Annotated in this window: 12 protein-coding genes and 1 tRNA gene; 4 read left to right on the forward strand and 9 right to left on the reverse strand. The window is 69.0% G+C overall.

Going from position 1 to position 13,951, the window contains the following annotated elements; translation table 11 throughout:
* The first annotated feature begins 37 nt into the window (after positions 1–37).
* Both ACZ56E_RS30170 and pyk read left to right on the forward strand, forming a co-directional pair.
* Positions 38–898 (forward strand): helix-turn-helix transcriptional regulator, encoded by an 861-nt coding sequence (locus ACZ56E_RS30170; RefSeq protein WP_471218943.1) that lies wholly within the window; start codon positions 38–40, stop codon positions 896–898.
* 129 nt (positions 899–1,027) lie between these two features.
* The gene (gene pyk, locus ACZ56E_RS30175; protein ID WP_468609750.1) at positions 1,028–2,461 is read left to right on the forward strand and encodes a pyruvate kinase; all 1,434 of its coding nucleotides are present in this window, start codon (positions 1,028–1,030) and stop codon (positions 2,459–2,461) included.
* A 79-nt stretch (positions 2,462–2,540) separates the two neighbouring features.
* Here the strand turns inward: pyk and ACZ56E_RS30180 are convergent.
* Positions 2,541–2,613, reverse strand: a tRNA-Leu gene (locus tag ACZ56E_RS30180).
* Between the two features lie 103 nt (positions 2,614–2,716).
* Here ACZ56E_RS30180 and ACZ56E_RS30185 point away from each other — a divergent pair.
* Positions 2,717–3,376: an ANTAR domain-containing response regulator gene (locus ACZ56E_RS30185; protein ID WP_365356649.1), complete on the forward strand. Its 660-nt coding sequence runs from the start codon at positions 2,717–2,719 to the stop codon at positions 3,374–3,376.
* Between the two features lie 78 nt (positions 3,377–3,454).
* Here ACZ56E_RS30185 and ACZ56E_RS30190 read toward each other — a convergent pair whose 3' ends face one another.
* The 5 genes from ACZ56E_RS30190 to ACZ56E_RS30210 all read right to left on the reverse strand — a co-directional run bounded on the left by ACZ56E_RS30190 (position 3,455) and on the right by ACZ56E_RS30210 (position 9,122).
* A complete protein-coding gene (locus ACZ56E_RS30190) occupies positions 3,455–4,171 on the reverse strand; it encodes an ABC transporter ATP-binding protein (RefSeq protein ID WP_468328134.1) in 717 nt (238 codons plus the stop codon).
* Positions 4,168–4,992, reverse strand: a complete 825-nt coding sequence (locus tag ACZ56E_RS30195) for an ABC transporter ATP-binding protein (protein WP_471218946.1) — start codon at positions 4,990–4,992, stop codon at positions 4,168–4,170. Before ACZ56E_RS30195 ends, ACZ56E_RS30190 begins: the two co-directional genes overlap by 4 nt.
* A 3-nt stretch (positions 4,993–4,995) precedes the next feature.
* Positions 4,996–6,834, reverse strand: a complete 1,839-nt coding sequence (locus ACZ56E_RS30200; RefSeq protein WP_471218949.1) for a branched-chain amino acid ABC transporter permease — start codon at positions 6,832–6,834, stop codon at positions 4,996–4,998.
* 5 nt (positions 6,835–6,839) lie between these two features.
* Positions 6,840–7,769 (reverse strand): branched-chain amino acid ABC transporter permease, encoded by a 930-nt coding sequence (locus tag ACZ56E_RS30205; RefSeq protein ID WP_468609744.1) that lies wholly within the window; start codon positions 7,767–7,769, stop codon positions 6,840–6,842.
* Between the two features lie 102 nt (positions 7,770–7,871).
* The gene (locus ACZ56E_RS30210) at positions 7,872–9,122 is read right to left on the reverse strand and encodes a branched-chain amino acid ABC transporter substrate-binding protein (RefSeq protein ID WP_471218952.1); all 1,251 of its coding nucleotides are present in this window, start codon (positions 9,120–9,122) and stop codon (positions 7,872–7,874) included.
* A gap of 523 nt (positions 9,123–9,645) precedes the next feature.
* Between ACZ56E_RS30210 and ACZ56E_RS30215 the strand changes: the two genes are divergently transcribed.
* The gene (locus ACZ56E_RS30215; protein WP_471218954.1) at positions 9,646–9,849 is read left to right on the forward strand and encodes a hypothetical protein; all 204 of its coding nucleotides are present in this window, start codon (positions 9,646–9,648) and stop codon (positions 9,847–9,849) included.
* Between the two features lie 154 nt (positions 9,850–10,003).
* Here the strand turns inward: ACZ56E_RS30215 and ACZ56E_RS30220 are convergent, their stop codons facing one another.
* The 3 genes from ACZ56E_RS30220 to ACZ56E_RS30230 all read right to left on the reverse strand — a co-directional run bounded on the left by ACZ56E_RS30220 (position 10,004) and on the right by ACZ56E_RS30230 (position 13,891).
* On the reverse strand, positions 10,004–10,447 hold the full coding sequence (locus ACZ56E_RS30220; protein WP_471218956.1) for a hypothetical protein: 444 nt from the start codon (positions 10,445–10,447) through the stop codon (positions 10,004–10,006).
* 628 nt (positions 10,448–11,075) lie between these two features.
* On the reverse strand, positions 11,076–11,555 hold the full coding sequence (locus ACZ56E_RS30225) for a PaaI family thioesterase (RefSeq protein WP_468609736.1): 480 nt from the start codon (positions 11,553–11,555) through the stop codon (positions 11,076–11,078).
* A gap of 56 nt (positions 11,556–11,611) precedes the next feature.
* On the reverse strand, positions 11,612–13,891 hold the full coding sequence (locus tag ACZ56E_RS30230) for an FdhF/YdeP family oxidoreductase (protein WP_471218959.1): 2,280 nt from the start codon (positions 13,889–13,891) through the stop codon (positions 11,612–11,614).
* Between the last annotated feature and the right edge of the window lie 60 nt (positions 13,892–13,951).

The following is a 13,951-nucleotide window of genomic DNA, read 5'->3' on the forward strand; positions in this document are numbered from 1 at the left end:
CTGGCTGGGCGCCGCGGCACCGGTACACACTGGTCACGTGGACCGACGAGTACGAGAAGAGCTTGGCGACTTCCTGCGCAGCAGGCGCGCGCGGATCACCCCCGCCGACGTGGGACTGCCCGCGGGGACACGCCGCCGCACCCCCGGCCTGCGCCGCGAGGAGGTGGCACAGCTCGCCTTCATCTCGCCCGAGTACTACGCGCGCCTGGAACAGGCCCGCGCCCCGCACCCCTCCCGCGAGGTCCTGGCCCAGATCGGCCGCGCCCTGCGCCTGTCGGACGTCGAGCGCGACCACCTGCACCACTTGGCCGGACTGTCGCCCGCCCCGCCGCCCGGGCCCTCCCGGGAGGTGCGGCAGAGCATCGTCGACCTGCTGCACCGGCTGCCGGAGGCCGCGGCGGTCGTCCTCTCGGCGACGTACGAGGTCATCGCCTGGAACCCGCTGGCGGCCGCCCTCATGGAGGACTTCTCCGCCCTGCCTCCGCGCGAGCGGAACCTCATCCGGCGCACCTTCCTCACTCCCCACCGGCACGGCCGACGGCTGTACGGCGTCTCGGACGCCGAGGAGTTCGCCCGGACCTCCGTACAGCACCTGCGCGCGGCCGCGGCCCGCTACCCCGACGACCCGGAGGTGACCGGCCTGGTCGAGGAACTCCTCGCGGGCAGCGAGGAGTTCGCCCGGCTGTGGGCCGCCCACGACGTGACCGACCGCCCCACCCTGTGCAAGACCTTCGAACACCCCCTCGTCGGAACGGTCGCCGTCAGGTGCGACGTCCTCGACATCGCCGACCGGGACCAGCGCGTCGTCATCTACACCGCCGTCCCCGGCTCACCGTCCGAGGAGGCACTGCGCCTGCTCTCGGTCGTCGGCACGCAGCGCATGGACGTGCCCGGGTGACGCCCGGAATCGCTCATCGGAGCGGCGCCCCGCACAATTCAACACTTGTCAATAACCCTTCATGCAAAGGTTGTTGAGTAGTCACCCCCGACCAATTCTCTACCGGCCGGTAAGCCCTAGGCTCGAACCATGCGCCGAGCAAAAATCGTCTGCACCCTGGGACCCGCCACCGACTCGTACGACCAGATCAAGGCACTGGTCGAAGCCGGAATGGACATCGCCCGCTTCAACCTCAGCCACGGCACCCACGCCGAACACGAGGAGCGCTACCAGCGCGTGCGAAAGGCCTCCGAGGAGACCGGCCGCAGCGTCGGCATCCTCGCCGACCTTCAAGGCCCGAAGATTCGCCTCGGCCGCTTCCGCGAAGGACCCGTACTACTCGAACGCGGCGATGAGTTCACCATCACCGTCGAAGACGGCATCGAAGGCGACCGACACCTCTGCGGCACCACCTACGACGGCCTCGCGGCCGACGTCACCACCGGCGAACGCATTCTCGTCGACGACGGCAAAGTGACGCTCGAGGTCACAGCGGTCGACGGGCCCCGCGTCACCACCACCGTCATCGAGGGCGGCATGGTCTCCGACCACAAGGGCCTCAACCTCCCCGGCGTCGCCGTCTCCGTCCCCGCCCTCTCCGACAAGGACGAGGAAGACCTCCGCTGGGCCCTGCGTTCAGGATGCGACGTCATCGCCCTCTCCTTCGTCCGCAGCGGACGCGACATCGAAGACGTCCACCGCATCATGGACGAAGAGAGCCGCCGCCTCCCCGTCATCGCCAAGGTCGAAAAGCCGCAGGCCGTCGACAACATCGAGGACATCGTCGCCGCCTTCGACGGCATCATGGTCGCCCGCGGCGACCTCGGCGTCGAAATGCCCCTCGAACAAGTCCCCATCGTCCAGAAGCGCGCCATCAAACTCGCCAAGCGCAACGCCAAACCCGTCATCGTCGCCACGCAGATGCTCGACTCGATGATCGACAACTCCCGCCCCACCAGGGCCGAGGCGAGCGACGTCGCCAACGCCGTCATCGACGGCACCGACGCCGTGATGCTGTCCGGCGAGACCAGCGTCGGCAAATACCCCATCGAGACGGTCAAGACGATGGGCCGCATCGTCGAAGCGGCGGAGGAGGACATCCTCGCGAAGGGCCTGCCCCCGCTGACGGAACGCAGCAAGCCCCGCACCCAGGGCGGCGCCGTCGCCCGCGCCGCCGCCGAGATGGGCGACTTCCTCGGCGCCAAGTTCCTGGTCGCCTTCACCCAGTCCGGCGACACGGTCCGCCGCCTCTCCCGCTACCGCTCACCCATCCCGCTCCTCGCCTTCACCCCCGACAAGGCCACCCGCTCCCAGCTCAACCTCACCTGGGGCGTGGAAACCTTCCTCGGCCCGCACGTCGACTCCACCGACGCGATGGTCGACCAGGTCGACGAGCTGCTCCTGAAGATCGGCCGCTGCGAAAAGGGCGACGTGGTCGTCATCACGGCCGGCTCCCCACCGGGAGTCTCGGGCTCGACGAACCTGGTGCGCGTCCACCACATCGGCGAGGACGACAGCGAATAACGGATGTCAGCGGGGAGCGGATCTTCACGAGAAGGAAGGGATCCAGGTCCGGAGCGTGACCTTCGAATCGTAGGAAAAGTGCCCCGGGTGGGATTCGAACCCACGCTGGATGGTGTTTGAGACCACTGCCTCTACCGCTGGGCTACCGGGGCATCCTTCAGAACGAAGGCTAACGGGGAGCCGCCGTGCCCTAAACATACAGGAGCTAGGTAGGCTCAGGGCAAGCAGTAGCCTGCCCCGCAACGAGGAGCCCCCGTGACCGCCCCCGAGTCGCCCCAGCCCACCGACGCGTCGGACGACGACGACCAGTCGCACGTGCCTCCGGTGACGACCCGTGTCGTCATCGCCGAGGACGAGGCCCTGATCCGGCTCGACCTCAAAGAGATGCTGGAGGAAGAGGGCTACAGCGTCGTGGGCGAGGCCGGTGACGGTGAGAAGGCCGTCGAGCTGGCCCGCGAGCACCGGCCGGACCTGGTGATCCTCGATGTGAAGATGCCCGTCCTCGACGGCATCTCCGCGGCCGAGAAGATCGCCGAGGAGTCCATCGCCCCCGTCCTCATGCTCACCGCGTTCTCGCAGCGCGACCTCGTCGAGCGGGCCCGCGACGCCGGCGCGATGGCGTACCTCGTGAAGCCGTTCAGCAAGAGCGACGTCGTCCCGGCGATCGAGATGGCCGTCTCGCGGTTCACGGAGCTGAAGGCGCTGGAGAAGGAGGTCGCGGACCTCTCGCAGCGCCTTGAGACCCGGAAGCTGGTCGACCGGGCGAAGTCGATCCTGCAGACGGAGTACGGCCTGACGGAGCCCGCCGCGTTCCGGTGGATCCAGAAGACGTCGATGGACCGCCGTCTTTCGATGCAGCAGGTCGCGGAGGCCGTCATCGAGGACGCCGAGGAGAAGAAGGCGTCGAAGGGCTGACCGCCCGCGACGGTGATACGAGGAGGCCCGCACCCTGCGATCGGGGTGCGGGCCTCCTCGTATGCCAGAGCGACGTGCTCAGTCCTCGCCCAGGTACGCCTTCCGCACGGACTCGTCGTGCAGGAGGTCGCCCCCCGTGCCGGAGAGGACGATCCTGCCGACCTCCATGACATGGCCGTGGTCGGCCAGCGACAGCGCGGCCTGGGCGTTCTGTTCGACGAGGAGGATCGTCGTGCCGTTGGCCTTGAGCTCGGCGATGGTCGCCATGATCTTCTGCATCATGATCGGCGAGAGCCCCATGGAGGGCTCGTCGAGCATGAGCAGCTTGGGCTGGGACATCAGGGCGCGGCCCATCGCCAGCATTTGCTGCTCGCCGCCCGACAGCGTGCCCGCGGCCTGTTTCTTCCGTTCTCCGAGGATGGGGAAGAGTTCGTACGCCCGCTGGATGTCCTTTTCGATGCCCGCCTTGTCGGAGCGGAGATAGGCGCCGAGGCGGAGATTGTTCTCGATGGTCATGCGGGGGAAGATGTGGCGGCCTTCGGGGGAGTGGGCGAGGCCCTGGGCCACGATCTGGTCGGCGCGGTATTTGCGCAGCGGCTTTCCGTTGAACTTGATCGAGCCGCCCACCGGCTTGAGCAGTCCGGACAGGGTCCGGAGCGTGGTCGTCTTGCCCGCGCCGTTCGTGCCGATCAGGGTGACGACTTCGCCCGCCTCGACCTTGAAGCTGATGCCTTTGACGGCTTCGATCTTGCCGTAGGCGACGCGGAGGTCCTCGACCTCAAGGAGTGCGGTCATTTGTTGTTCTCCTCGAAGGGCTCGCCGAGGTAGGCGGCGATGACGCGGTCGTCCTGTTGGACCGTCTCACTGGATCCTTCGACGAGTTTCTCGCCCTGGACGAGGACGGCGACGCGGTCGCAGAGGTTGAAGATGAAGCGCATGTCGTGCTCGATGACGAGGACGGCGATGCCCATGTCGCGGATGGCGAGGACGAGTTCCTCGGTGGCGCGGGTTTCCTGGGGGTTCATGCCGGCGGTGGGTTCGTCGAGCAGGAGGAGTCCCGGCTCGCTCGCCAGTGCGCGGGCGATCTCCAGCTTGCGCTGCTCTCCGTAGGGGAGGTTGCGCGAGAGGTGTTCGGCTTTCTCGGCGAGGCCGACGAATTCGAGGAGTTCCATGGCGCGGGCCTTGGACGCGGCTTCCGCCTTGTGGAATCCGGGGCCGCGCAGGAGCGCCGACCAGAGGCCTTCCTTCGTCCGCGTGTGGCGGCCGACCAGCACGTTCTCCAGGACCGTCATATTGGCGAAGAGGCGGATGTTCTGGAAGGTCCGGGCGATGCCCGCGGCGGTGACCTTGAAGGATTTCGCGGGCAGGACGGTGCCTTTGTAGCGGACCTCGCCCTCGGTGGGGATGTACAGGCCGGTGAGGCAGTTGAAGAACGTGGTCTTGCCGGCTCCGTTGGGTCCGATGAGGCCGACGATTTCGCCGGTGTTGACGGTGAGGTCGACGGAGCGTACGGCGGTGAGGCCGCCGAAGCGCATGGTGACGCCGCGGGCGTCGAGGACGGTCTCGCCGGCCGGGGCGGCCGGTGTGGGGTCCTTCTTCGTCGTGTCCGTGGTCATGGGTCAGACCCCCGTCTTGCTGAGGACTGCGGGTGGCGGCGTCTCGCCGGGCGGGAGCTCGGATTCGTGGAATTCGAGCTGGCGGCGGCGGTTGGGGATGAGGCCTTCGGGGCGGAAGCGCATGAGGAGCGCGAGGGCGAGTCCGAAGGCGAACAGCTGGTAGTCGCCGAGGAACTGGAGCTTGTTCGGGATGAGGTAGAGCAGTGCGGCGCCGACGAGGGGTCCGCTGATGGTGCCCATGCCGCCGAGGACCACGGCCGCCAGGAGGAAGGCGGAGTTGGGTGGTACGGAGTTGGCGAACTGGTACTGCTCGGGCGTGACGGTGTAGGTCACGTGGGCCTGGACGGTGCCGGCGAGTCCGGCGAGGGAGGCGCCGAGGGCGAAGGCGATGAGTTTGACGCGGAAGCCGTTGATGCCCATGGCGAGCGCGGCGGTCTCGTCCTCGCGGATGGCGACCCAGGCGCGGCCGATGCGGGAGTCCCCGCTGCGGCGGAAGACGAGGACCACCACGAGGGTGATGAGCAGCATCAGGAAGAAGTAGTTCGCGAAGCGGCCGATGGTGAAGCCCGCGATGCTGTGTTCCAGTCCGAAGTCGAAGCCGAAGATCTTCAGGTTCGGGACGGACGAGATGCCGTTGGAGCCGTTGGTGATGTCGGGTCCGGAGGAGCCGTCGGAGTTGTTGGCGGCGATGCGGAAGATCTCGCCGAAGCCGAGGGTGACGATGGCGAGGTAGTCGCCGCGCAGCCGGAGCGTGGGGGCGCCGATGATGACACCGAAGACGAGGGAGGCCCCCGCGCCGACGAGGATGGCGGCCCAGAACGGCAGGTGGACGTCGAAGGGTGAGGCGGGGGATCCGGAGACCATGGACGCGGCGTAGGCGCCGACGCCGAGGAAGGCGACGTATCCGAGGTCGAGGAGGCCCGCGAGGCCGACGACGATGTTCAGGCCGAGGGCGACGGTGGCGAAGATCAGGATGTAGACGCCGATGGTGGCGTACTGGTCGTCGCTCTGGGTGAAGGGGAACGCGGCGGCGGCGAGGAACGCGCCGATGAGGGTGATGTTGCGGTGGCGTGCGGTGTAGACGGAGACCTGTGCGACGAGCCCTGCTTTGGCGAGTGCGGCGAAGCCGAGGCCGACGGTGATGAGGAACCCGATGAAGAGCTCGTCGTACTCGGTGCCGATGCCGTAGGTGAAGACGAGCAGGCCGGTGGCGAGGGCCGCGACGATGATCAGGATCTCGAGGTACGAGTTGAGCTTGCGGGGCGGGGCCGGGGTGTCCGCGGCGAAGGCGCCCTTGACGATGGTGCGGGCGTTGCGTGCGCGGTGTTTGAACTGTTCCCAGCCGCTGTCCTCTTCGTCGACCGGGTAGGTGTGCGGTCGGGTGAAGGGCAGGGCGAGGGCGCCGGTGAGGGCGACGAGGGTGGCGATGCCCGCGATCCAGCCGCCGGGTTCGAGGTTGGCGAGTCCGCCGAGCTTCTTGGCGATGGCGAAGATCGTGTACCAGGTGGTGGCGAAGGCGGCGAGCGCGGCGTATTTGAGGGCGGCGTCGGCTCCGGCGGGGGCGAGGGCGCGCAGGCCCTTGGTGCCGTAGGAGGCGAGTCCGTAGAGGGTGGTGAGGGCGCCGGCGATGAGGACGAGCCATTGGAGGCCGCCGGGGTAGCCGTAGACGGTGAGGTCGCCGGGGAACCGGGCGGTCCAGGTCCAGGCGAGGAAGGCGGAGACGATGGTGAGGATGCCGCCGCCGGTGGCGAGGGCGCGGGCGGGGCCGACCGGGATGGGGAGGAGGCCGGTGGCGGGCTTGTCCTTGTGCGGCTGGTCGGCTGCTGTGGTGTGTGTGGTCATGGTTGTCACGCCCTGTCCGCGACGCGCTCGCCGAGGAGGCCTTGGGGCCTGACGAGGAGGACGACGATGAGGAGTACGAACGCCCAGACGTCGGCCCAGGACTGGCCGCCGAGCTTGTCCATGCCGGGTACGTCGTTGATGTAGGCGGTGGCCATGGATTCGGCGAGGCCGAGGACGACGCCGCCGATCATGGCGCCGTAGATGTTGCCGATGCCGCCGAGGACGGCCGCGGTGAACGCCTTGAGGCCGAGGATGAATCCCATGCGGAAGTCGATCTGGCCGTACTTGAGTCCGCGGGCGACGGCGGCGATGCCGGCGAAGGCGGCGCCGATGGCGAAGGCGACGACGATGACGCGGTCGGTGTTGATCCCCATGAGCTTGGCGGTGTCGGGGTCCTGCGCGGTGGCCTGCATGCCGCGGCCGATGCGGGTCTTCATGACGAAGTAGCCGAGGGCGACCATGCAGATGGGTGCGGCGACGAGCAGGAAGACGTCACCGGGCTGCATGGTGACGGAGCCGATGTGGATGGAGCCGCCGGGCAGTTCGGGGAAGGAGCGGGCGGACTTCGCCTCGGGGTACCAGGCCCAGACGGCCTGCTGGAGGGCGAGGGAGAGTCCGATGGCGGTGATGAGCGGGGCGAGGCGTGGCGCTTCGCGCAGGGGCCGGTAGGCGAAGCGTTCGGCGCCGACGGCGATGGTGGTGGAGACGAAGATGGCGCCTATGAGCATGAGGGGGACGGCGGCCCACATGCTGGTGTCGGCGGGGAGCCAGATCCAGACGGTGAGGGCGCCGAATCCGCCGGTCATGAAGATCTCGCCGTGGGCGAAGTTGATGAGCTGGACGATGCCGTAGACCATTGTGTAGCCGATGGCGATGAGGCCGTACATGGATCCCAGTAGCAGGCCGTTGACCAGCTGTTGCGGCAGTTCGTGCACCGCAGGTCCTCCGAGTCTTTCGAGCGACGGATGCGACGCCGCGCGGGGCGCTTGTCTGCGGCGCCCCGCGCGGGTTGTCGTGTGGGCTACGGGCCGGGAGGGTCAGTTGCTCCCGGTGTATGTGCCGGATTCGACGGGCTTCCAGCCGGTCTTCGGGTCGGTGGTCTTGACCTGGTAGACGGTGAGCTGCTTGTTGGTGGCGTCGCCGAATTCGTCGAAGGAGACCTTGCCGGTGACGCCGTCGAAGGAGACGCCCTTCATGGCGTCGATGACCTTGGCGCGGGGCTCGTCGGGGAGTTTGCCGTCGTTGTCGTCGACGACCTTCTTGACGGCTTCGATGATGGCCCAGGCGCTGTCGTAGGAGTAGCCGCCGTAGGCTTCGTAGGCCTCCTTGAAGCCGGCTTTCTTGTAGTTGGCGATGAACTCCTTGGCGGAGGGGAGTTCCTCGACGGGCTGGCCGACGGAGGTGGCGTAGTCGCCGATGCCCTGTTTGCCGGAGAGTTTGATGAAGTCGGCGCTGTAGATGCCGTCGCCGCCGACCAGGGGAGCTTTGGAGCCGGCTTGCTTCATCTGCTTGCTGAGGGGTCCGGCCTGCGGGTATTCGCCGCCGTAGTAGACGAGGTCGGCGTCCGAGTTTCGGATCTTGGTGGCGACGGCGCCGAAGTCTTTGGTGTCCGGATTGATGTGTTCGGTGCCGACGACCTTGCCGCCGAGTTTGGTGAACTCGTCCTTGAAGGTGGCCGCGAGTCCGGCCCCGTAGGTCTTCTTGTCGTCGACGACGAAGACCTTCTTCTTCTTGGCCTTGTTGTACAGGTACTGGGCCGCGAAGGGTCCTTGGATCGCGTCCGTGGTGGCCGTACGGAAGTAGGACTTGTACGGGCGTTCCTTCTTGCCGCCGTTCCAGTCCGGGCCCTGGGTGAGGGCGGGGTTGGTGTTGGCGGGCGAGACCTGGACGAGTTTCGCGTCGTCGAAGACCTTCTGCATCGATTCGGCGACAGAGGAGTTCAGAGGGCCGACGGCGCCGAGGACGTCCTTGTCGGCGACGAGCTTGGTGGCGTTCGTCTGGCCGGACGAGGGCTGGCCCTGGTCGTCGAGGGCTTCGATCTTGAACTTGACGCCGTCGACGTAGTTCTTCTCGTTGGCCTGCTTGGTGGCGAGGTCGACGGAGTTGCGGATGCCGAGGCCCAGCGCGGAGAGCTCGCCGGTCAGTGGCGCGTCGACGCCGATGACCACGGTGGTGCCGCCGCCACCCTCGTCCCCGTCGTCCTTGTCGTCGCGCGAGCCACAGGCGGTGAGGGTGAGAGCCCCCGCGGTGAGTGCAGCGGTGATGGCTATGAGCGAACGTTGACGCACGATCAGTCCTTTCCCCTGGCACGGCTGTCCCTTGTTGGGATGCCGAGTCGAGCGCGGAACCGAACTGACAGGAATCCGGTGGGCGCGGTGACTGGCCGTGACTCTAAGGGCGGCTTTGTTCTTGGTGGAGTGGTCGGACCAAGGCTGTGACGCTCTTGTTATGCCACGGAGTATTCCGGGCTGGAACACGGGGGGCGGTTGGGGCTGAATATGGCCTTGTTCGGTGGATCTCGACGTATCCGCATGCTGAGAATCCCCAGCGCAACCTGCAGGACTGTAATGCTGTTTCACTCATGACAGTGGTGCTCGAGGGCATGCGGCCGTGAGGGCGCCGGAAAGATCATTCGCGTATTCCGGACCCAGGATGTAACTCTGCCTCTCGTTTGCACGCGTATTACGCAGTGTTACTTCCAGGAAAGGGAGTCCGGCGTTCCGGGGCACTTCTCCACATTCGCGAATGTGCATCCTGATGATCAACTTCCGGGGTGATCCCGTTTTGACCGCGAAAGGGGTGGGCGGAGAGGTGCTGATCGAAAGGGCCGCGGAGGGCTGGCCGACCCGGCGGACGGTCACCGGCGGTCCGGACTCCTGGGTGAGCGTCACGGCGAAAGTGAAGTTCCGGTCCCCGGCCGCGGGGCGCGACATCTCGCCCGTGTACGTCACCGACACGCTCTGCGACGGCCAGGGCGGGGGCGGTGCGGGCGGGGGTTCCGGACGGGTGAGGTAGAGGCTCAGGCCGGCGGCACCGGTGAGCGCGGCCGCGGTACCGGCGAGTGTGATGCGACGGTGGCGGAGCCTGCGCGGGTCCGGCCGGGCCGGGCGCGGCGGGGCGGACGCGTGGTCGTAGGTGTCCTCGCCCGGCTCCACGGGACCGATGGCGTTCACGTCCACGGCCCGCCGCTCGGCCCGCCGTCGCGGTGGCGCTCCGCGCACCGCTCGCGGACCTGACGCACGATCAACTCCCGTCCGGCAGCGGCCGATTCGCGTCTGCGCTCGGCGCGCGCGGCGTCCAGGACGTCGCGCAGGATCATGTACTGCCCGTTCGACAGACCCATCGACTGGTAATCGCCGTAGGTCGTGTCACCCGAGTCGTAGATCTGCCGGGCCCACTTGGTGATGATCGTGGTGCAGAGGTCGGCGGGGGAGGTGGTGCCGGGGGCCGCGCCGGGGCTGCCGGAGCTGTCGGGGCTACCGGGGCTACCGGGGCTGCGGGAACCGACGGAGGCGGCGGGACCGTCGGAGGCGGGGCTTCCGCATCCGGTGGCGGCGGGGGCGGTGAGGGTGGTGGCGAGGGCGAGCGCACAGAGCGATATCCGGTGCCTCATGCGCCGACGCTAGACCGGAGCCCCACACTCCGACAGTGCACGGGCCCACCTTGTCGACGCGCCTTCGCCCAGGCCTCCCTTTCCAGCGCCCTGGTCCGGGCGCCGCGCGTTGCGTGTGCCCTGGTCCGGGTGCCGCGCGTTGCGTGCGCCCTCGTCCGAGGCCTCGCGTCGCGTGGGTACCGGTCTGAGCGCCGTGCGTTGCGTGTGCCCTGGTCCGAGTGCCGCGCGTTGCGTGTGCCCTGGTCCGGGCGCCTCGCGTCGCGTGCGCCCTTGTCTGAGGGCCCCGCCTCGCGTGCGCCCTCGTCCGAGGACCCCGCCTCGCGTGGGCCCCCGTCCGAGTGCCGCGCATTGCGTGTGCCCTGGCCCGGGCGCCTCGCGTCGCGTGCGCCCTCGTCCGAGGACCCCGCCTCGCGTGGGCCCCCGTCCGAGTGCCGCGCATTGCGTGCGCCCTGGCCCGGGCGCCTCGCGTCGCGTGCGCCCTCGTCCGAGGACCCCGCCTCGCGTGGGCCCCCGCCCGGGTGCCGCGCGTCGCGTGCGCCCCCGTTCGAGCGCCGGCCTCGTCCGAGCACCCCCGGTGGAGCGCCCTCGACCGGCCCGCGTGCCCTCCCCGCCCGCCGGACCCTCTGGGTCAGCCCGCCGCGCCCGCGGCCGCGGGGCCGGCGTCCCGCAGCATGCACGTCAGGCGTGCGCTGCACACCCGCTTGCCCTGCTCGTCGCTGATCACGATCTCGTACGTCGCCGTGGAGCGGCCCCGGTGGACGGGCGTCGCCACGCCGGTGACCAGGCCGGAGCGGGCGCCGCGGTGGTGCGTGCAGTTCAGGTCGACGCCGACGGCGAGCTTGTGCACGCCGCCGTGCAGCATCGCGCCGACCGAGCCGAGGGTCTCCGCGAGGACCGCGGAGGCGCCGCCGTGCAGCAGGCCGTACGGCTGGGTGTTGCCCTCGACCGGCATCGTGCCGACGACGCGCTCCGCCGAGGCCTCCAAGACCTGCACGCCCATGCGGGTGCCGAGGTGTCCCGCCGAGAACAGGGAGGGCAGATCGACCCCCAGCGAGGCGTACTCGTCGATGACCTCCTGCGGGAACTTCACGCTGTGCTGCTCACCCATGGGGCCCGGCTCCGTTCGTTCGTCGTCACACGCGTCACCTGTCGCTGAGCAAACGCTCAGTCGAGCGGTGATTGTTCCAGGCGTACGACGACGGACTTGCTGGCAGGGGTGTTGCTGGTGTCCGCGGTGGCGTCCAGCGGCACCAGGACGTTGGTCTCCGGGTAGTACGCGGCGGCGCAGCCGCGGGCTGTCGGGTAGTGCACGACGCGGAAGCCCGGCGCGCGGCGCTCCACGCCGTCCTGCCACTCGCTGACGAGGTCGGTGTACGTCCCGTCGGCGAGGCCGAGCTCCGCGGCGTCGTCCGGGTGGACGAGGACCACGCGGCGGCCGTTCCTGATGCCGCGGTAGCGGTCGTCGAGGCCGTAGATCGTGGTGTTGTACTGGTCGTGGGAGCGCAGGGTCTGCAGCAGCAGCCGTCCCTTCGGGACGGCGGGGTATTCGACGGGGGCCGCGGTGAAGTTGGCCTTGCCGGTGGCGGTGGGGAAGCGGCGCTCGTCGCGCGGGGCGTGCGGCAGGGTGAAGCCGCCGGGGCGGGCGATCTTCGCGTTGAAGTCCTCGAAGCCGGGGACCACGCGCGCGATGCGGTCGCGCACGGTGGAGTAGTCCTTCTCGAACTCCTCCCAGGGCGTGCGCGAGGCGCTGCCGAGGACGCGGCGGGCCAGGCGGCAGACGATGGCGGGCTCGGAGAGCAGATGCTTGCTGGCGGGCTCCAGGCGGCCGCGTGAGGCGTGCACCATGCCCATGGAGTCCTCGACGGTGACGACCTGCTCGCCGCTGCCCTGGAGGTCGCGCTCGGTGCGGCCCAGTGTGGGCAGGATCAGGGCGCGGGCGCCGGTCACGGCGTGCGAGCGGTTGAGCTTCGTCGAGACGTGCACGGTGAGGCGTGCGCGGCGCATGGCGGCTTCGGTGACGTCCGTGTCGGGGGAGGCGGCGACGAAATTGCCGCCCATCGCGAAGAACACCTTCGCTTCGCCGTCGCGCAGGGCCTTGATGGCGCGGACGACGTCCAGGCCGTGGTGGCGGGGCGGCGCGAAGCCGAACTCCTTCTCCAGGGCGTCGAGGAAGGCGGGCGCGGGGCGCTCGAAGATGCCCATCGTGCGGTCACCCTGCACGTTCGAGTGGCCGCGCACCGGGCAGACGCCGGCGCCGGGGCGGCCGATGTCGCCGCGGAGCAGGAGGAAGTTGACGACCTCGCGGATGGTGGGGACGGCGTGCTTGTGCTGGGTGAGTCCCATCGCCCAGCACACGACGGTGCGCTTCGAGGCGAGGACCATGGCGAGGGCTTCCTCGATGCGGTCGCGGTCCAGGCCGGTGGCCTTGAGGGTGTCGTCCCAGTCGGCGTCCCGGGCGGCCCGGACGAACTCTTCGTAGCCATGGGTGTGTTCGCGGACGAACTCCTCGTCGACGGCGCCCTCCGTCTCCAGGATGAGTTTGTTGAGGAGGCGGAAGAGGGCCTGGTCGCCGCCGAGGCGGATCTGCAGGAAGAGGTCGGTGAGGGCGGTGCCCTTGAGCATGCCCTGTGCGGTCTGCGGGTTCTTGAAGCGCTCCAGGCCGGCCTCGGGCAGCGGGTTGACCGTGATGATCTTCGCGCCGTTGTTCTTGGCCTTCTCCAGGGCGGAGAGCATGCGCGGGTGGTTCGTGCCCGGATTCTGCCCGGCGACGATGATCAGGTCCGACTTGTAGAGGTCCTCCAGGAGGACGCTGCCCTTGCCGACGCCGAGCGTCTCGGTGAGCGCCGAGCCGGACGACTCGTGGCACATGTTCGAACAGTCGGGGAGGTTGTTCGTGCCGAGCTCGCGGGCGAACAGCTGATACAGGAACGCCGCCTCGTTGCTGGTGCGGCCCGAGGTGTAGAAGACGGACTCGTCGGGGGAGTCGAGCGCCGCGATCTCCTCGGCGATGATGTCGAAGGCCCGCTCCCAGGAGACCGGCTCGTACCGCTCGGCGTCCTCCGCGAGATACATGGGGTGGGTGATGCGGCCCTGCTGTCCCAGCCAGTACCCACTGCGGGTGGCGAGGTCGGCGACGGGGTGCGCGGCGAAGAAGTCGGGGGTGACGCGGCGCAGGGTGGCTTCCTCGGCGACGGCCTTCGCGCCGTTCTCACAGAACTCCGCCTTGTGGCGGTGGTCCGGCTCGGGCCAGGCGCAGCCGGGGCAGTCGAAGCCGTCCTTCTGATTGACGCGGAGCAGGGTGAGGGCGGTGCGGCGCACGCCCATCTGCTGCTGTGCCGCGCGCAGGGTGTGACCGATGGCGGGCAGTCCCGCGGCCGCGTGCTGGACCTCGGCGACCTGCGGCGCGTCCTGGACCGGATCGCCCTTGGGCGGCTTGCTTGCCATGGTCGGCTCCCCTTCGAGCACGTACGTGAGCTACGTCTCCGATCCTCCCACGCGACGGTG

Source organism: Streptomyces sp. NPDC039480, assembly GCF_055597165.1.

What these genes read in the sequence shown, in the direction of transcription:
- pyk (WP_468609750.1), top strand. Translation starts at nt 1,028, where the DNA reads ATGCGCCGAGCAAAAATCGTCTGCACCCTGGGACCCGCCACCGACTCG.
- ACZ56E_RS30195 (WP_471218946.1), bottom strand. Translation starts at nt 4,992, where the DNA reads ATGACCACGGACACGACGAAGAAGGACCCCACACCGGCCGCCCCGGCC.
- ACZ56E_RS30225 (WP_468609736.1), bottom strand. Translation starts at nt 11,555, where the DNA reads ATGGGTGAGCAGCACAGCGTGAAGTTCCCGCAGGAGGTCATCGACGAG.
- ACZ56E_RS30200 (WP_471218949.1), bottom strand. Translation starts at nt 6,834, where the DNA reads ATGACCACACACACCACAGCAGCCGACCAGCCGCACAAGGACAAGCCC.
- ACZ56E_RS30230 (WP_471218959.1), bottom strand. Translation starts at nt 13,891, where the DNA reads ATGGCAAGCAAGCCGCCCAAGGGCGATCCGGTCCAGGACGCGCCGCAG.
- ACZ56E_RS30190 (WP_468328134.1), bottom strand. Translation starts at nt 4,171, where the DNA reads ATGACCGCACTCCTTGAGGTCGAGGACCTCCGCGTCGCCTACGGCAAG.
- ACZ56E_RS30220 (WP_471218956.1), bottom strand. Translation starts at nt 10,447, where the DNA reads ATGAGGCACCGGATATCGCTCTGTGCGCTCGCCCTCGCCACCACCCTC.